Source organism: Rhodococcus sp. 24CO (assembly GCF_050586165.1).
Classification (GTDB): domain Bacteria; phylum Actinomycetota; class Actinomycetes; order Mycobacteriales; family Mycobacteriaceae; genus Rhodococcus_F.
The window spans coordinates 1-17,025 of sequence record NZ_JAZFNF010000025.1 but is presented as its reverse complement, the minus strand read 5'-3'; the positions used below and the strand labels follow the sequence as shown (position 1 = coordinate 17,025).

General features: G+C 59.8%; 15 protein-coding genes and 2 pseudogenes. 9 read left to right on the top strand and 8 right to left on the bottom strand.

The features are described 5' to 3' along the window. Window positions 1-42 precede the first annotated feature (42 nt). A pseudogene (locus V2B23_RS29460) lies at window positions 43-318 on the bottom strand (transposase); the annotation flags it as partial. A 538-nt stretch (window positions 319-856) separates the two neighbouring features. Then, entirely contained in the window at window positions 857-1,681 is an 825-nt protein-coding gene (gene nadE / locus V2B23_RS29455; protein ID WP_430953492.1) for an ammonia-dependent NAD(+) synthetase, read from the bottom strand. Between the two features lie 1,058 nt (window positions 1,682-2,739). Here nadE and V2B23_RS29450 point away from each other — a divergent pair. Beyond that, the gene (locus V2B23_RS29450; protein ID WP_430953491.1) at window positions 2,740-3,270 is read left to right on the top strand and encodes a CinA family protein; all 531 of its coding nucleotides are present in this window, start codon (window positions 2,740-2,742) and stop codon (window positions 3,268-3,270) included. 366 nt (window positions 3,271-3,636) lie between these two features. On the opposite strand, the gene V2B23_RS29445 is transcribed toward V2B23_RS29450, so the two are convergent. Next, a complete protein-coding gene (locus V2B23_RS29445; RefSeq protein WP_430953490.1) occupies window positions 3,637-3,828 on the bottom strand; it encodes a hypothetical protein in 192 nt (63 codons plus the stop codon). Window positions 3,829-4,075: 247 nt separating this feature from the next. Further along, window positions 4,076-4,723: a HemK2/MTQ2 family protein methyltransferase gene (locus tag V2B23_RS29440; RefSeq protein WP_430953489.1), complete on the bottom strand. Its 648-nt coding sequence runs from the start codon at window positions 4,721-4,723 to the stop codon at window positions 4,076-4,078. Between the two features lie 1,046 nt (window positions 4,724-5,769). On the opposite strand from V2B23_RS29440, the gene V2B23_RS29435 reads away from it, so the two are divergent. After that, window positions 5,770-6,474: a hypothetical protein gene (locus V2B23_RS29435; protein ID WP_430953488.1), complete on the top strand. Its 705-nt coding sequence runs from the start codon at window positions 5,770-5,772 to the stop codon at window positions 6,472-6,474. Between the two features lie 138 nt (window positions 6,475-6,612). Here V2B23_RS29435 and V2B23_RS29430 read toward each other — a convergent pair whose 3' ends face one another. Both V2B23_RS29430 and V2B23_RS29425 read right to left on the bottom strand, forming a co-directional pair. Continuing rightward, window positions 6,613-6,792 (bottom strand): hypothetical protein, encoded by a 180-nt coding sequence (locus V2B23_RS29430; RefSeq protein WP_430953493.1) that lies wholly within the window; start codon window positions 6,790-6,792, stop codon window positions 6,613-6,615. Between the two features lie 22 nt (window positions 6,793-6,814). Next, window positions 6,815-6,969, bottom strand: a pseudogene (locus tag V2B23_RS29425) (IS256 family transposase); the annotation flags it as partial. A gap of 498 nt (window positions 6,970-7,467) precedes the next feature. Here V2B23_RS29425 and V2B23_RS29420 point away from each other — a divergent pair. Then, window positions 7,468-8,520 carry an NAD-dependent epimerase/dehydratase family protein gene (locus tag V2B23_RS29420; protein ID WP_430953487.1) on the top strand — a complete coding sequence of 351 codons (1,053 nt, stop codon included), beginning with the start codon at window positions 7,468-7,470 and terminating at the stop codon, window positions 8,518-8,520. 154 nt (window positions 8,521-8,674) lie between these two features. Here the strand turns inward: V2B23_RS29420 and V2B23_RS29415 are convergent, their stop codons facing one another. Together V2B23_RS29415 and V2B23_RS29410 are read right to left on the bottom strand one after the other, a co-directional pair. Next, on the bottom strand, window positions 8,675-8,890 hold the full coding sequence (locus V2B23_RS29415; RefSeq protein ID WP_430953486.1) for a hypothetical protein: 216 nt from the start codon (window positions 8,888-8,890) through the stop codon (window positions 8,675-8,677). A 129-nt stretch (window positions 8,891-9,019) separates the two neighbouring features. Beyond that, the gene (locus V2B23_RS29410; RefSeq protein ID WP_092808336.1) at window positions 9,020-9,247 is read right to left on the bottom strand and encodes a DUF6480 family protein; all 228 of its coding nucleotides are present in this window, start codon (window positions 9,245-9,247) and stop codon (window positions 9,020-9,022) included. Window positions 9,248-9,983: 736 nt separating this feature from the next. On the opposite strand from V2B23_RS29410, the gene V2B23_RS29405 reads away from it, so the two are divergent. The 6 genes from V2B23_RS29405 to V2B23_RS29380 all read left to right on the top strand — a co-directional run bounded on the left by V2B23_RS29405 (window position 9,984) and on the right by V2B23_RS29380 (window position 16,793). Beyond that, on the top strand, window positions 9,984-10,760 hold the full coding sequence (locus V2B23_RS29405) for a SigB/SigF/SigG family RNA polymerase sigma factor (protein ID WP_430953485.1): 777 nt from the start codon (window positions 9,984-9,986) through the stop codon (window positions 10,758-10,760). Between the two features lie 325 nt (window positions 10,761-11,085). After that, window positions 11,086-12,138 (top strand): glycosyltransferase family 1 protein, encoded by a 1,053-nt coding sequence (locus tag V2B23_RS29400; protein ID WP_430953484.1) that lies wholly within the window; start codon window positions 11,086-11,088, stop codon window positions 12,136-12,138. Then, window positions 12,135-13,232, top strand: coding sequence for a glycosyltransferase (locus V2B23_RS29395; RefSeq protein WP_430953483.1), 1,098 nt, complete (start codon window positions 12,135-12,137; stop codon window positions 13,230-13,232). The genes V2B23_RS29400 and V2B23_RS29395 overlap by 4 nt, the downstream gene beginning before the upstream one ends. Next, the gene (locus tag V2B23_RS29390) at window positions 13,229-14,233 is read left to right on the top strand and encodes a glycosyltransferase (protein ID WP_430953482.1); all 1,005 of its coding nucleotides are present in this window, start codon (window positions 13,229-13,231) and stop codon (window positions 14,231-14,233) included. The genes V2B23_RS29395 and V2B23_RS29390 overlap by 4 nt, the downstream gene beginning before the upstream one ends. A gap of 164 nt (window positions 14,234-14,397) precedes the next feature. Beyond that, entirely contained in the window at window positions 14,398-15,081 is a 684-nt protein-coding gene (locus V2B23_RS29385) for a glycosyltransferase family 2 protein (protein WP_430953481.1), read from the top strand. A 251-nt stretch (window positions 15,082-15,332) separates the two neighbouring features. Next, on the top strand, window positions 15,333-16,793 hold the full coding sequence (locus V2B23_RS29380) for an aminotransferase class I/II-fold pyridoxal phosphate-dependent enzyme (RefSeq protein WP_430953480.1): 1,461 nt from the start codon (window positions 15,333-15,335) through the stop codon (window positions 16,791-16,793). The last annotated feature ends 232 nt before the right edge of the window (window positions 16,794-17,025 follow it).

The window sequence follows — 17,025 nt, the reverse complement described above, 5'->3', positions numbered from 1 at the left end:
GGAGCATGACGACAGCGTTTCGTTTGGCGGTCGGGCTCAGAATTTTCCCTTCGCGATCTCCTTGAGGGCAGCCTTTTCGAGCTCAGCTTCGGCGAGAAGCTTCTTGAGCAGGGCGTTCTCGTTCTTGAGTTCCTTGAACTCTTTGGCGTCGTCAGCCTTCATGCCGCCGTACTGTTTACGCCAGTTGTAGAGCGTCGGCACCGAGACATCGAGCTGTCGGGCGATTTCCTCGACGTCGGTGCCTTTGGCGGCGAGTTCGTCGCCGTGGCGCAGTTTTCGGATGATCTGTTCGGGCGTATGCCGTTTACGTCCAGCCATGAGATGAAGCCTTTCATGCCCTTGATCAGGGCGGAAGGATTCTCATAACTTGCGGGTCACTTCACGGGGGTCATGCCAAGCGCTCCAGACGGTAGACGCCCCGTGAGACCTGACGGTGATCGGATGCCACCGGGGAACCATTTTCCCCCGGCGGACGAGCCATTCTGGGGATCGGCGCCGGTTGGTGGGGCCCGCACCGCTTCTCTCGATCAGCACGCCCTCGGTCCTTCGTCAGGCGTAGTCGCAGGAGCGCATCAAAGTGCGTGTTGACTGCAGCATCGCGCCAAGTAGCTCTGTTTCACCTTGCCCGCTCCACTCGCGTTCTCCGAACTTCGCTGCCGCGGGTTGCTCGTCGAAACTTATGGTGCCGCAAGATCTGTCCTCGCAATTTCAACTGCTCGATGGCCGCAGAATAGACGTTCGAGTACATCTAGCCGTCGCGCCCCGAACAATGACGAAGTGACGCTGAATCACCACGATTCAATCCACCGATTAGACAGTTACGTAATCGAACTGTGTCTCCGACACCATGTTGCTTTCAGTGCCACCAGGTATCGAAGGGGGTAACCGGCACGGTGCGCTTGTGACGAGTGTTTGTGAACATCTTCTCGAGCTTCTCGGCTACCTCGGAGGGAACGTCCTTTCCTTCGAGGTAGTCGTCAATCTGCGAATACGTGACACCCAGGGCGATCTCGTCGGGCAGCGCGGGTCGATCGTCCTCAAGATCGGCCGTCGGAACCTTGCGCCACGTGCTCTCCGGTGCGCCCAATTCCTGCAGCAATGCAGCGCCCTGGCGTTTGCTCAGGCCTGTGAGCGGGGTGATGTCGACACCTCCGTCGCCGAACTTCGTAAAGAAGCCGGTGATCGCTTCCGCCGCTTGGTCGGTACCAATCACCAGGTAGCCGAGCTGACCGGCAATCGCATACTGAATGGCCATTCGTTCGCGCGCCTTGATGTTGCCGCGGACGAAGTCACGCAGTTCACCGTTCCCCAAAGCCTCGGAGGTCTCACGGGCAGTGGCGTCGGCGCCAGGCTTGACGTTGACGGTGAGAGAGCGGTCCGGCTTGATGAAGCCGAGTGCGATCTGAGCATCGGATTCGTCGGCCTGCTCGCCGTAAGGGAGTCGAACGGCGACGAACTCGGCCTCGTGGCCTTCTTCGCGAAATTCCGTGACGGCGCGTTGGGCGAGGGCTCCGGCGAGCGTGCTGTCCTGACCGCCGCTGATTCCCAGAACGAACCCTTTGGCGGGGGTCGAGCGCACGTAGTCCTTGAGGAACTGGACTCGCGCGCGAACCTCTGCTGCGGCGTCGATTGTCGGCTTTGTGCCGAGTTCTTCGATGATGCTTTCACGCAGTGTGTCCATGAATGGACTCTAGCGATGTGAGTAGGCGGGTGCAGTGCCACTGCGGGTCTGGGGCCCATTGGGAATCGCAAGGCCGCAATTGCCGACGTTTTCGGACAGCAGCGATCGCGCGTCGTGTCGTTGGCGTTCCGAGGGGAGTGCTTGGAGTACCCCAACCGGGATCTGCAGCATCTGTGTGCGAGCCAGTAGGCGGCGCCGCGATCTGTGGCCGCTGAGGAGTGAGCGATCTACGGTGCAGAATCTTCCGCGGTCATAGGGTCCGTGTTCGCTACGGTGAGGGCATTCGCGTGTAGTGCGTTTCACGGATTACCCTCCGCTTTAGCCCCCTCGATTCAAGCTCCAAATCGCTGTCGACAAGATGGTGGCATCCGCACCACACGGCGTACGGGATGGGTGCAAGTCCCGTCGCTCTTCTGGCCCGCAAAGTTGCGTACGGCCAGGTCGGCACTGCTAATTGCCAAAGCCGCTGCGAGTGTCGGCGCTGCAGCGAATCGGCAAATCCTCGATTACTGCCGAAGTGGGCGTTCGTCGCTGCCACGAGTGCTTCGTTGTCCGAATCGAAGTAGTCGTCGTACCGAACTGTCAGGCACGTGATTCTGTCGCAGTCCATTCCGAAACGATGCGCTCCCCCGCATGGTTTCGGGAACATTCGGGTAGAAAACCTGTCGGTATCGAACCCCCTGAACTCAGGAGTCCGACGGCGATGTAACGGAGCATCTTTCCAGGCTGCTGACCGGCATGGGATTCCGAGTTACCCACACGGAGACCACGCGGACCGGCACCGATATCGGGTAGGTTCTCACGCTGGCGCCAAAGGGTTGTGTCCTCCTTCGGATGATTCGCACACCGGCGTGACCGAGGTGACGCTACAAATCGAACACGTAGACAATGAAGTCGCTGCGTATCTACGAAACCATCTGCCGAAGAACATTTCACGGGAGGCAAAAATCAGTGTGGAATCGATTCGTCTCCAGAACAGGGCAGCGCAGATCCGCTGACAGGCTCGAACGAGAAGCGACACAATACGAGTGCTCGACATCTGTTGGAGAGGACTGGACATGAGTAACGACCCTCGGCCCGATTTGCCGACCGAAACCGACCTCGACGAACTATGCAAGCGCCTGGCGAGTGTCGCAATGGCGCGAGGTTTGTCGGTGTCAACAGCAGAGTCCCTGACGGCGGGCAATATTGCCGCACACCTCGGTAAGGCGCCAGATGCCGGTTCTTGGTTCAGTGGTGGGATCGTCGCGTACAACCGGGAGGTGAAGCGGTCGGTCCTCCACGTTCCGAACGGCCCTGTCGTGAGCGAAGAATCCGCGCGAGCCATGGCGCACAGCACAGCCACCCTGTTGGGAACCACACTGGCGATCGCCGTCACCGGGGAAGCCGGGCCGCAGACCCAAGAAGACGTGCCCCCGGGGACCGTCTGGTTCGGGATCGTCGACCACGGAAGAGCCGACACCGAAAAGCAAGTATTCTCAGGCGAACCGGAGGACATTGTAGCCGCCACGATAGAGCACGCGATCAAACTTCTTGTGCGGCACGCCTCCTCGGACGCCGCGTCTATCACCCGTGGAGTCCCGTCGTGAGCCAGCGGACGTCGACAGCGGAGGATCCTCGTCTCTGACAGGCCTGGGGTGATGTCGACCAGGGTCCCCGATCAACCGAGCCGACCCCTGGCCGCGGTAGCCGAGTATCTCGGAGTTGCATCCGAGATGCTCGACAGAACCGAAGAATTCGTGGTTAGCGAAAGTTTCCAGGATTCTCGTCATGTGCAGCCCGGACATTTATGCAGCGTGACCAGGTGCCGAGCACCACGGCGGCGAATTCGTAGCTGATGCAGTCGCGCGAGGCGCCGTAGCTTTGATAGGCGATCGCCCAACTGAGATTGGGAAGACGTTGGTCGTTGACAACCCTCGGAAAGGGTTAGGGCTATTGACTTCTTGGATACACGGTCAGCCCTTCTCGATGTTGGACATGTACGGAGTGACGGCCTTGTGCCGTCTCACGACTGACCCGGTTACTCGCGCTGCACGGGCAGCAGCGCCCGACGTCCGCCACTTGGACCATCCTTCGCGATCGAATGCCCGCGCCGCGGCGATCAAGTCGGGCCAGGATTCGAGTGCCGGCCATTCGTTGACCGGCACCGCGAGATTGTGCGCGGACACGGCTGGAGAGCTCGGCTACGGAACTCGGCGAGGTCATGAAGCGTCGGCGTCATCGCCCAACCTGTACGACACATCCTGGAACAGAGCCGACTGCTCATCCAGGTCGCCATCGACCCGACCAGGCACCTCCGGCATCGGCATCGGGAAACGGAAACGGGGTTCACATATGTTCCACAGGTCGACAGCTTCACGACGTAGGCCTCTGCGAACCAGCGGAGTTGGGCACTCACTTGACGCCGCGGAAGACAACAATTTCTTCCGTGCACTGACCGGCCACAATCAGTCCCCGGGCCTCGAACAGTGCGGCCCGCGCGGTAAGGACTCGCCCGAACGGTATTTCCGCTCGGGCAACGATCTCGACGGTCAAACCTTGTTCTTCCAACATGGACTGGGTCTTCTCGACCCCGCTGAGCACGGACTGCGCGACCAACAGGATCCCGGATTCTGCAAGCACTCCCGGTGCCTGCACACAGATCCGATCCAGTAGCAGTCTTCCATCTACACCTGCATCCCAGGCCCGCGCTATTTCGTGAGTGGGCAGGACATCGTCGGGTGCCGGAACATACGGCGGATTGGACACCACCACATCGAAGCGCTGACCGCGAACCGGTGCGGTCAGATCTCCGCGCATGACCCGAATCGCATGACGCTGCACACGTGCATTGATCCAGGTGGTGGCGACCGCACGACGCGAGATATCTATCGCAGTGACATGCCCGGCACCAGCAGCAGCGGCGCGCAGGCTCAACGCGCCTGTGCCAGTGCAGATGTCGAGCACCTGCGAGCCGGGCCTCAACTTCTCCGCGGCCAACGCGTCGCCCAACAACCACGTGTCCTCTTGTGGGGGGTAGACGCCGGGCAGACGAAGCAGCATGGGCAACTCCTCGAGTGGTCTGTATGCAGTGACGATCGACGGTTTTGGACGAGCCTTGCCTGGCAGTGGTGCAAACTGCGACAGTGCGTGTCGAAGCAAAGTCGTTGTTGCAATCGTAGCGTGCACAGTTAATAATCTTACTTTGACACTATAGATTATCTGCATTTTGTTTCTCTTCTTGTGTGTGCCGTCGCAGAAGGATGCAATCGAGGTGCCACCCCACCGCCGTAGCGCAAAGGTTGCGCGTTCGCGGTTGATCGGATTGTCGTTGACATCGAGGTGAGCAGAGGATCCACGACTAGCAGTGGCACGTCCGGGCGCGCTCAAATTCGACGTACCTGAAGAGTTGTAATGGTTGTAGCGCACTACTTTCCACGCATTCACTGAAGACGACGGCCAGGTGATGGAGAAGAAGTGTGAGTACGAACGATGCCCGACAAACAAGTGCTGAGCACTTCGTCCAGACCCTACCGAGCGCTGTACTGCGGTTCGTCAGCGGTTCGTCAGCGGTTCGTCACCGAATCGATCAACTCCGACGCCACTACGCAATTCGAACGTTGTTGCGCTGGGACTGCTCGAGCACTCCGAATACCGCATCCGGTCGATTCTTCGCACCACCATCAACACCCCCTCGCCTGCACGATCACCGCCCGCGACTTCATCGCCTCACGTAGCCCGTCGAACTCCGTACGCCACTGCTGCGCATTCCACAGCGCTCCTTCGACCCCCGCGACGAACACACAAGAGGTTTCTCCGAACCAGCCAACTCCACAGGATCAAGCGTCCTACCCCAATGACCCTGCCGGCGGGGTGTATCCGTGCCGCCGACGGACAGATGGCATGCACCCGGCGCAACGCGTATTTTGGACTGCATTGGTGAGTTGTCGGTTGGTATTGAGAGGGACGACCCGCCTCGTTCCGCCAGACTGCCCCACCCGGTCTGGCGGAGCACCAGCACGACAAGCCCGTGCAGTTTCGCAACTTGTCCGTAGCCACCCACTGAGTTGAGGGCAAAGACCATGAACTTAACTCGATGTGCGCTCCGCATGCTCCGGACCGTATTCATCGAAGTACCGTTCCGGGTGGCCGCAACCCTGCGCGGTGCGCGAGTCTTTCACCCCTATGGCCTGGTGGTGCAGGGACAGGTCGAGTTCGATTCGACGTGGTGGCCGTCGACGCTGCCGTCGCCTCAGCCGTTGATCGCTCGCCTCTCCGGCGGTATCGGAACGCCCTCAGGACTGCCCGATGTTCTCGGGCTCGCGTTGAAACTCTCCGACGGCACCGATGAATGGGACATTCTGTTGGCGAGCTCCGGCACGTCCACCGCCACTCGAGTCCTGCCCCTGCCTGCTGCCGGTTGGAGCAGCGCCCAGTACAGCAGCTTGATGCCCTACGAGGCTGGTGAGACACTCCGGTGGGTCCTCGCGATACCTGTCGGAACGCATCCGACCAGCACGTCCGTTGCTGCGCTGATGCGGGCAATAGCGAAGGGACCGTTGCGCTTTGACTTGGGCCTCGCATCGCCGACCGGGGAGGTTGTCCCTGCCGGGCACCTAAGCCTTTTCGAGGTCCGGCAGATGGCGGACGAGGCGCATCCCGACTTCGATCCTGTGTTGAACTGCCCTCCCGAGCTGGTCCTGCGACCCCGATGGCTGAGCGCCGCGCGGATACACGCCTATCGAGGCAGCCGGCAAGGACGAGCAACCGCCCGCCCCGACAGTCCCTCGCCGGGGCGGGACCGACGAGTATGACTACCGAAGTCTGTGACCACGGCGAAACCGGCCGGCCACGTCAAGGCACACCGGGACCGCCCACTCAAAGTCTCGTCCGTTCCCGAGAGCGGATGGGCCGGCGCCGGACAGAGCAGGGATGGATGCTGTGCTGTGGGGTCAGGGTGTCGCTGTGTGTTGTTCGTGCGTGAAGGGCTTCGTACCGCGCACCGCGGGATTACCTTCCGGGTTGGTATCGGCTCCGTGATTCTCGCGCATCGAGGTGCCCAGCCACTGTTCGGTCGGTGTCGCGACGTGCTTCCACCCGGTGAATTGTTTGAGGTATTCGCGCGCAGGCACCTGTCCACGGGGTTCCTGCCGAGGCGGTTTCGAGGACGGTTTCGGTGAACTGTTTGAGCAAACCGTCCGGCCCGGTTAGCGACAGACCTTGCTCCTTCGCAACCTGACCCACTCCGCGGCCGCTTCCGCCGACGGCCCTTCGGCCATCTTCTTCGCCACATCTTCCAGTGTCGTCATCTTGGCACCTCCTCGCCGAACATTCACTCAGCTTGTCGGGCCGAAACACCGAACTAGAGACAGTCCTGCTGAACCAAAGAAGGTGGAGGGTGGACCGCACCCACAAGTAGCCCAACCTCCCGGCACCGCCTGGTTTCGGACTCGTCGACCACGATTCGGCCGAGACGGAGAAACGAGTTTTCTCCGGCGCGTCGGAGTCCATTCTCGCTGCGACGGAGGAACATCGCATACGTCTGCCCGTGCGACATGCTCGCCCCGAACCGCATTATCTCGAAGCCGCCATGATCGAAGACGAACTGCGAAATTACTGCACCAAGAGAACCGATGAGCTCCCGCACAGCATCTCCCGCACCCTGTAGGCAGAAGTGTCCGATGACGATGACTCCCACTTCGGAAGAGCGATTCCCACGGACGGCATGCGTCTCAACTACTGCTTACTTTTCTGCTCGTTTGACCACTCAATGGTTCATCAGGCTCACCGCGGGGTACCGCCGATCAATGAGCGGAAAGCGGATAGTTGTCACCGGCGCCACGGGAAACGTCGGAAGTAGTGTCGTAGAGGCATTGAGCGCCCACGAATCCGTCGGCTCGGTGCTCGGCTTGTCCCGGCGCCCCACAACGTGGTCGGTACCCAAAGTCGAGTTCGCGGTCGCCGACGTCTCCAAGGACAATCTTCATCGCCACTTTCAGGGGGCTGACGTGGTCATCCATTTGGCGTGGCTGTTCCAACCGACACACCGTCCGGAAGTGACCTGGGAGAACAACGTCCTGGGTTCGATACGTGTCTTCCACGCGGTCGCTGAGACGGAAGTCCCGGTGTTGATACATGCTTCGTCCGTCGGCGCGTACTCGCCGGGAAATCGACAACCTGCCGTCTCCGAGCAGTGGCCGACCCACGGATGGCCAGATGCTGCCTATCCGCGCGAGAAGGCCTATCTGGAGCGGTGTCTCGACGCCTTTCAGGAACGCCATCACACCCGAACTGTGCGTATGCGTCCGAGCTTCACATTCCAGAAGAAGTCCGCCTCTGCGCAGCGACGACTGTTCGCAGGGCCATTTCTTCCCGGTTCCCTTGCCAAACGCCCGTGGATTCCTGTGTTGCCGCGTCTGCCCGAGTTGACGATGCAGGTCGTTCACTCAGCCGACGTTGCAGATGCCTACGTGGCTGCCGCCGTGGGCCAGCACGAGGGGGCATTCAATCTGGCGGCAGATCCGCCGGTCGACATGGAAACCATCGCAGATCTGCTCGGCGCGCGACTGATCGATGTGCCCGAAAGCATGATCAGAACGGGTATTCGAGCTGCATGGTATGCACACGTAATACCGGCGACGTCAGGTCTGTTCGACACCGTCATGCGGATTCCGAACATGGACTGCACCCGTGCTCGTATCGAACTCGACTGGTTGCCCACGCGCACGCCGACGGAGGTTCTCGGAGAATTCTTCGAGGGTCTACGAACTGGTTCTGGAGGTCCGACTGCCCCACTCGCATCGGATCGGCCAGCCAGCCGGATTCGGGAGTTTACCAGCGGAATCGGCGTGCACGCTTGATCAATCGACCGCGACACTTCGCCGCACGACCCAACCGCCGTGCACCGTACCGATTCGGAACTGTCGGGACCGATCACGCAGGCGCGGGCAGCGTTGACAATGATGCAGAGAACTCAGACTTCCATAGCGGGAACCGGACAATAGCTTTCCTGGGTTAGCTTTTCGGACGATGCCTCTTCCGGCGGATGCCGTGACTGACTCCGGTTTGGGTAGTGGGAATCAGGTGCCCGTCCTGTGCGTATCGTTCCACGACAACGTGGTCGCTCACCCCGCGATTGACTTCTGTGGCGCAACTGATCGCGTCCTTGTCCGATTCGAACGATTCCTCGGTCCAGGAGCCGTCCGGCATAGTGATCTTGTATCGGTTCATCTTTCGACTATGACTGTCTTGTCCCCGTTTGAACACCAACCTGGCATCGCAGGTGTTCAGCAGACACCCTCATACCGCAACATGTTGCGTCTCCGACGACGAACCGCGCGCATAGAACCCGTGACGCGCTCACAGGAGCAATGCCACGGCCACTGCCACGAAAACCAGCACGATGACCGCGACCGCGATCAACGCTGAGATGCCGAAGAGTGGGAATCGGCGACTGGTCGAAGGTTCCGGCGCGGACAAACCCGAAGTTTGCGCAGCTTCCGGGGGCGTGCTGCCCGGGGCAACGCCGCCGCCCGCCTCAAGGTCGGGCGTATTTGCCGGATCAGGTTCTGGCGGTGTTGAAGTCACGATCTACCTCTCTTCGATTTAGGACAGTGCTCGTGCCACACCTCGACTACCCACTACGCTCCGTCCTAGTCATCGATGTTTCCACGTTGTGCGACATCGCTGAGTATCGAGACGACGACGGACGCTGCCCAGGAGCCGTTGCCTCCGTAGTCACGGCGCCAGGTTGAAGGCCTACCCCAGCCATGGAGCAGGGCGTACGTTCGAAGGCTCTGGGAAACTGAGATGTGCACGGGCGGTGCCCCCGCTTCATCTTGAGTTATTACGGGCGGTGCCCCCGCTTCATCTTGAGTTATTTCGGAGATATTCCAGCTGTTCTCGCAGGAAATTCAACGTTCCGACAGGCACCTCCGGGTCAATTTTTGGCTCTCCACTGTTGCCAATAATCTATATCTGCTGGTATAGATTTTAGGGTACGCGGACATGCACACCCGGAAGGACCGCTACAGATTCCGGGGCACGAGGCTGTGGAGCACATATCGAAGGAGGCGCCCCCGTACCGCCCAACACACCCCTATTCGAGGGAGCACACAATGACGATAACCAAGAAACCGAGTGCATCAACGACAAGACCCACTGGGGCAACGCCGCTGCACCGTCAGAAGCCAAAGTTTCGTACTCGTCCCCCATCTTCGAGCAGGAACGGGGTTATGCCCCAACTTCTTGTCGAAGCGGATTGCGCTCGGGAGGCCCGAATCGCCCAGGGCCTCTCCTTGAGAGTAAACCAGAGGGCAGAAGCGTGAGAGCATCCACGAAGGACCCAAATACCTACGCTCACGTCATCGATCTTTTTGCCGAACTCGCGTCCTTGCCTGACGACACCCCCGCCAAGGAGCGGCTCCGGACAGAGATCATCGAGTCGTGCCTGCCGCTCGCCGAGAACGTCGCCAATCGGTATCGCGGGCGCGGACAGCCTCATGACGATCTCCTCCAGGTCGCCCGACTCGGACTCATTGCCGCTGTGGACCGTTTCGATCTCAGCAAAGGCGCCGACTTCCTGTCATTCGCGGTACCGACCATGATGGGCGAAGTCCGCAGGCACTTTCGCGACCGCGGCTGGGCCGTCCGCGTTCCACGCGCCCTGCAGGAACGACATCTGGCGCTGAAAAAGGCGATGCCTTCGCTGACCCAAACCTTGTACCGAGAACCGACGACCAGCGAATTGGCCCACGAACTCGAGGTCGAACCTCACGAGATCGGACAAATCATCGCAATCGGTGGTTCATACCGCGCTGCGTCTCTGGACATTGTCGAATCAGATGACGGACGCCCTATCGGGGACACCTTAGGGGACTACGACGCGGCGATCGAAGGAATCGACAACCACGAGACCCTTCGAGCCGTCCTACAGGTACTGCCCGAACGACACCGCATGATCGTTCTCTATCGGTTCTTCGACGAACTGACACAGTCGGAGATTGCCGCGAAAATTGGTATATCCCAAATGCATGTCTCACGCTTGCTCATGCAGTCCCTCAAGGTTCTACGCACCGAAATCGGAGATCTCGCAGCGTGATACGAGTTTTCCGTCAGTCCCATCCGCCGTCGCGGTTCCACCCAGTTGACGGTCTAGTCAGCGAGCAGGAAACTCATCGGGCATCTTCGTTTTCGACTGTTCGCCTTTTCCGGAAAAGCGTTGGGGAAGAATTAACTTCGCAATTTCGTCTCGCCTCTCTGGCCGTAAATTGTCAATACATTCTGGCTCTTCTCTCGACACAATCCACGTGGCGCCGCCGTGAGACAGACTCTGCTGCAACAACAGTCGTGAAATCTGATATCCCTCCGTCTTGTTCGCTCCGAGCCCAGCCAATCGGACCTCGCCGCCAATGGAGGAAACTTTGATGATTCGTATCGCTTCGGTGCCTGCCTCGCATGTCTATGTTCGTCATCTGACCGTCCCAGATGGAGAAGAACCGACATTGCGGCTGCCGGATCCGATCCCGGAGAACGGCCGAAAGGTCCCCGGCGGCTGGTGGCCACCCGTGATGCTCGACCCGGCGTGGATCAGCTCCAACCATCGCAGTTTTGATGCCTTTCACGTTCATTTCGGATTCGACGCCATCGCCCGCCCCACCATGAACGATATTGTGCATGAACTGCGTACCCACAATATTCCGCTTATCTACACCGTTCACGATTTGCGAAACCCCCACCACCCGTCGCCGGGTGCTCACCGCGAGTTGCTCGATGTGTTGATCCCTGCAGCAGATGAATTGATCACCCTAACACCAGGAGCTGCCGAGTACACCGCGAGAGAGTGGGATCGCGACTGCACAGTCCTCCCTCATCCTCATGTCATCGACCCAGAGATGTTCGAACTTCCTCGCTCGAAAACGCCGACATTCACCGTTGGCGTCCATGTCAAATCTCTTCGGCCCAACATGGACCCGTTCCCCGTCCTCGACACGCTTTCAGAAACGATCACAACGCTTCCAGGCGCACGCCTGCGCATCAACGTTCACAACGAGCTGTTTGATCCTGAAAACCACTGGTATGCACCAGAAGCCGCCTCGCGACTCACCGAATACGCACGTCGCCCCGGCGTTGATGTGGTCATCCATGAATACTTCTCCGATGACGAGCTGTGGGAATACTTGATGGGACTGTCCGTCTCGGTACTTCCGTACCGATTTGGCACACATTCCGGGTGGATGGAAGCCTGCCATGATCTCGGGACTGCCGTGATCGTGCCCAGCTGTGGATACTATTCGGAGCAGCAGAACTGCCAGGTGTACGGATTCGACGAGCACCATTTCGATGCAGCGTCACTGGACCTCGCCGTCCGGCGCACTTATGGTCAGCAACCCGATCGTGCGACCTGGGCATCGCGGGCTCGGCAACGTCGCGGGTTGTCGAAAATCCATCACGACATCTACGAACGGGCACTGGGATGACATCGATGCGGATCGCATTGCTGGCTTCCAGCCGCCACCCCGTCCGTGAACCCTTCCAAGGCGGTTTGGAAGCGCACGTATGGCAATTGACGAAAACCCTCAAGCAGGACGGTCACGACGTGACGCTGTTCGCCGGCCCCGGCTCCGACGGCAACCTTTCCTGCGACCTGATCGATGTCCGCCCCGCTCCGACAAGTTCCGCAGCACGCAAAGACATCTCGATGCCTCCGGAGCGCTTTATGGACGAACACCACGCCTATCTCGACCTTATGCTCCGGCTGTCGAACGAGTTGGCCGGGCAGTTCGACGTAGTCCATAACCACAGCTTGCATTACCTGCCGGTGGCGATGGCGCGCACGCTGGCCACGCCACTGCTCACGACATTGCATACTCCGCCAACTCCCTGGCTGGAGTCGGCGATCGCTGCAGGCGGTAAGCGCGGCCGATTCGCTGCTGTAAGTCAACACACCGCTAAATCATGGGAGCACGCCACCGGAGCAGTTGATGTCGTACCCAACGGTGTAAACACAGACGTCTGGGCTCCCGGCCCCGGCGGTAATCGCCTGATCTGGTTCGGGCGCATCGTGCCGGAGAAAGGCGCAGATCGAGCAATCGCTGCGTCGCGTGCAGTCGACATGCCGCTGGCACTAGCCGGACCTATCAGCGATACCGAGTACTTTTCCGAGATGATAGAACCACACCTCGGCAACAACGTGCAGTACCTCGGCCATCTATCGTCCAGTGAATTGTGCTCTGCCGTAGGTCAATCCGCTGTCGCCTTGGTAACTCCGCTTTGGGACGAACCATACGGGCTGGTGATAGCCGAAGCGCTCGCGTGCGGTACCCCGGTGGTAGCGTTCGAAAAGGGCGGCATACCAGAGATTCTTACTCCCGACTGCGGGCGTTTGGTTCAACCGGATCACATCGACGAAATAGCAAGTGCGATAGCCGAAGCAACAACGTTGCCGCGCTCTGCCGCACGGACGAGAGCCGTCACACATTGCTCCCAGCGCGCAATGGTCGACAGATATACCGACATCTATCGCGAATTGATTTGTGCCACAGCAAATACTCGAGAAGTGAATCGTCGATGATCGGATACTATATTCATCATCACGGCAAGGGCCATCTGACGCGAGCCTCGGCGATCACGGCGCGAATCGGCTCCCCAGTTACCGCCCTTACCAGCGCAAACCTCGATGGTGACAGCCCCTTCGCTGATCATGTCCGCCTTCCACTGGACTCCACAAGCAGTCAACGCAATCCGACGGTCAACGGCGCGTTTCACTGGGCTCCGTTTCACGATCATGGACTGAGCTCACGAATGATGCACATTGCCGAGTGGATAACCATGGCCCGGCCGCGCGCGATAGTTGTCGACGTGTCTGTCGAAGTTGCCGTCTTCGTACGACTGATGGGGATACCCGTTGTCGTGGTCGCGATGCCGGGACAACGCACCGACCCCGCACATCAACTCGTTTACCGGATCGCCGATCACATCATTGCAGCCTGGCCCAGGGAAATTTACGAGCCTGACTGGCTGCACGAGTTCGCCGCAAAGACGAGCTACGTCGGCGGAATCAGTCGTTTCGACGGACGAGAGAAAATCGCAAACACATCACATAGTCCCAAACCCGGTGTCCTCGTGTTGAGCGGTGCGGGCGGATCGCGAATTTCCTTGGATGACGTCCAAACGTGTGCAGCACAGCATGATTCGTTCCGATGGACGGCCCTGGGAGTCAAAGACACAAAGTGGGTGGATGACCCATGGAGGGAATTGTGTAGCAGCGACGTGGTGATCACCCACGCCGGACAAAATTCGATCGCCGACGTCGCCGCCGCCCAACGGCCCGCAATCGTTATCAGCGAAGATCGACCTTTTGAGGAACAACGAGCAACCGCACAGGCACTCTCGGCACACAATCTGTCGGTCTCTCTGCCGCACTGGCCAGTCGCCGATCGTTGGCCGAGCTTGATCGCCGAAGCGTCAGCAATTGGTGGTTACGGTTGGAGCAGTTGGAGAACGACGGGGGCCGCAGACCGAGCGGCCGCCGTCATTGAAATGATCGCCGAGCGGCTAGGTAATTCGACGTGACGGCGGCGGTGATCACCATTGTGAAAGGTCGCCGCTCGCATCTGCGCGCACACCTTTCCGCCCTGACTCGCAGCGATCTTCGGTCTGTCGACCACATCGTTGTTGCCATGGGAGACCCATCCGTGAAGACGACGGTAGAACAAGTAAACAGCCCAGCGCACGTCGTGGACATCGAACACTCTGCAGCAGAACCCCTTCCACTTGCCCGAGCGCGCAATATCGGGGCGGCGCGTGCTCTATATCGAGGAGCTGACATTCTCGTCTTCCTGGACGTGGACTGCATAGCCTCTCCTCAACTCGTCCAGCGATACCGGACAGCGGCGAAACGCAACGACTGCGCCTCGGCTCTGTTGTGCGGTCCTGTCACGTACCTTCCAGCCCCAGTCGACGGATCTTCTGCAATCAACATTCTTTCCTCCTTCCGCAATCCACATAGGGCAAGGCCGGCACCCGCGGATACTCGCATCACAAAAAGTGAAAACTACGACCTGTTCTGGTCGCTGTCGTTCGCTGTCACCGCGTCGACCTGGCGATCGCTGCCCGGATTTTGCGAGGACTACGCGGGCTACGGCGGAGAGGACACCGACTTTGCCTGGACCGCACGTACTCAAGGGGTAGGTTTGCGGTGGATCGGTGGTGCCGACGCGTACCACCAATTTCATCCTGTATCGGACCCGCCTCTAGAACATCTGGACGACATCCTCGTCAACGCCCACACATTCTATCGGCGTTGGCGGCGATGGCCGATGGAAGGTTGGCTGCGCGCATTCGAAGAGAAGAAGCTCATCGAATACCTTGCTCACGAACAACGATGGGCGATACGGAAGAGGATCTGTCCACCCCCGTAAAGTACCGGCACTCAATCCTCCGACTCGGATCGGAGCCTCGAATCTCGACTCGCGAGACTCGACCTACTCCCCAGGAGTGCACCGACAGCGAGGAGGGTCGCTCCCAGAGAAGAAGTCTTCGAACCAATTACTGCATACTTCGCCCTCCCGCCGTAGTCGAGATGGAAGCGGTCTGAGCCGCGGCGCAAGAAACTTGTCCGAACCACTCTGGGGTGAACAAAGTTTGGGCCATTTTAGGTACTTTGGAGTGCATGGATCAGAGTCGTGCACCGCTATTGGAAGCCTTGAAGCAATACCATCGGTTGGACCGGTACGGGTTCACGCCGCCGGGCCACAGACAAGGACGGGGTACAGACGCACGGGTACTCGATGTTCTGGGCCGAGAGCCTTTCCGTAACGACGTACTCGCATCATCCGGTCTCGACGACAGACAATCCTCCAACGGTTACCTCGCCGAGGCAGAGCAGTTGATGGCGGATGCGGTCGGCGCGGATTATGCGTTCTTCTCAACCTGTGGAAGTTCCCTCTCGGTCAAAGCAGCGATGATGGCGGTCGCCGGCAACGACCCCGGAGGCTTACTCCTCGGCCGAGACAGCCATAAGTCCATCGTTGCGGGGCTAATCTTTTCCGGGATCACACCCCGTTGGATAACGCCACAATGGGACGCTGCACATCACATTTCACATCCGCCATCGCCCGAGCAGGTCCGCGAGGCATGGGAGAAGAACCCGCATGCGGCGGGAGCCTTGATCGTCAGCCCGAGTCCATACGGCACCTGCGCAGACATCGCGGCAATCGCCGACGAGTGCCACCGCCGAGGGAAGCCATTGATCGTCGACGAAGCCTGGGGCGCGCATCTACCGTTTCACGAAGGGCTGCCCACCTGGGCGATGGACGCAGGCGCAGACATCTGCGTGGTCAGCGTCCACAAGATGGGGATGGGCTTCGAACAAGGGTCGGTCTTTCACCTCCAGGGAGATCTCGTCGACGCGGCGCACCTCTCGGCCTGTGCCGATCTGTTGATGACGACGAGTCCCAATGTCTTGGTCTATTCCGCCCTGGACGGTTGGCGTCGTCAGATGGTGGAGACAGGCCATGCCATGCTGGATTCTGCTCTGACTCTTGTGGCTTCGCTCCGGGAAGACATCGAATTGCTCCCGGGTCTCGAGGTCCTCGACTCCGAACTGCTGGGGCATCAGGCATCACACGATCTGGACCGACTTCAGGTTTTGATCGACGTTGCCGGAACGGGCGCGACGGGATACCAGTGCGCGGATTGGCTCCGGGCGCAACGGTTGATCGACGTAGGGATGAGTGATCATCGTCGTATTCTCGCAACGATCTCCGCCGCAGACGACCGAGAAACCGCCCGGAGACTGCTGGACGGTTTGAAGGCACTATCTATTGCTGCATCGGATTTTCCGGCTTCCCCGCCCATCGAGTTGCCCTCTCCGGCAAGTCTTCAACTCGATACCGTGACTTCTCCGCGCGAAGCATTCTTCGGTCGAACCGAGATGGTTCCCGGCGCGCAGGCTGCCGGACGTATCGCCGCCGAGCAACTTACGCCGTATCCGCCCGGGATTCCGGTCGTGGTGCCCGGTGAATGCCTGAACAGGGACGTGGTCGACTATCTACAGTCCGGACTGAGTGCGGGCATGGCGGTGCCCGATGCCACCGATTCGTCATTGCGGACCTTCAGAGTGGTGGCCTGAAGCACTCGCGGCCCCCTTCAGAGTGACGGTCTCATGGGCGGATTCACGTATCTCGAACTAGGTGCGGGCTGCCCGCAAAACAACCCGCGCCGATGCATTTTTTCGCCCCACCACAGACAAGTAGAACGACTGCGTTAGCTCGCCGAAACACAGCCGGGACTGCACCCACTTCGGTTGACACGTGGGGTTGATAGTTTCAGGCCGCGTATGCGGCCTGATTGATTGTCTCAAA

What these genes read in the sequence shown, in the direction of transcription:
- V2B23_RS29440 (WP_430953489.1), bottom strand. Translation starts at nt 4,723, where the DNA reads ATGCTGCTTCGTCTGCCCGGCGTCTACCCCCCACAAGAGGACACGTGG.
- V2B23_RS29450 (WP_430953491.1), top strand. Translation starts at nt 2,740, where the DNA reads ATGAGTAACGACCCTCGGCCCGATTTGCCGACCGAAACCGACCTCGAC.
- V2B23_RS29380 (WP_430953480.1), top strand. Translation starts at nt 15,333, where the DNA reads ATGGATCAGAGTCGTGCACCGCTATTGGAAGCCTTGAAGCAATACCAT.
- V2B23_RS29390 (WP_430953482.1), top strand. Translation starts at nt 13,229, where the DNA reads ATGATCGGATACTATATTCATCATCACGGCAAGGGCCATCTGACGCGA.
- V2B23_RS29395 (WP_430953483.1), top strand. Translation starts at nt 12,135, where the DNA reads ATGACATCGATGCGGATCGCATTGCTGGCTTCCAGCCGCCACCCCGTC.
- nadE (WP_430953492.1), bottom strand. Translation starts at nt 1,681, where the DNA reads ATGGACACACTGCGTGAAAGCATCATCGAAGAACTCGGCACAAAGCCG.
- V2B23_RS29420 (WP_430953487.1), top strand. Translation starts at nt 7,468, where the DNA reads ATGAGCGGAAAGCGGATAGTTGTCACCGGCGCCACGGGAAACGTCGGA.
- V2B23_RS29415 (WP_430953486.1), bottom strand. Translation starts at nt 8,890, where the DNA reads ATGAACCGATACAAGATCACTATGCCGGACGGCTCCTGGACCGAGGAA.
- V2B23_RS29400 (WP_430953484.1), top strand. Translation starts at nt 11,086, where the DNA reads ATGATTCGTATCGCTTCGGTGCCTGCCTCGCATGTCTATGTTCGTCAT.
- V2B23_RS29435 (WP_430953488.1), top strand. Translation starts at nt 5,770, where the DNA reads ATGCTCCGGACCGTATTCATCGAAGTACCGTTCCGGGTGGCCGCAACC.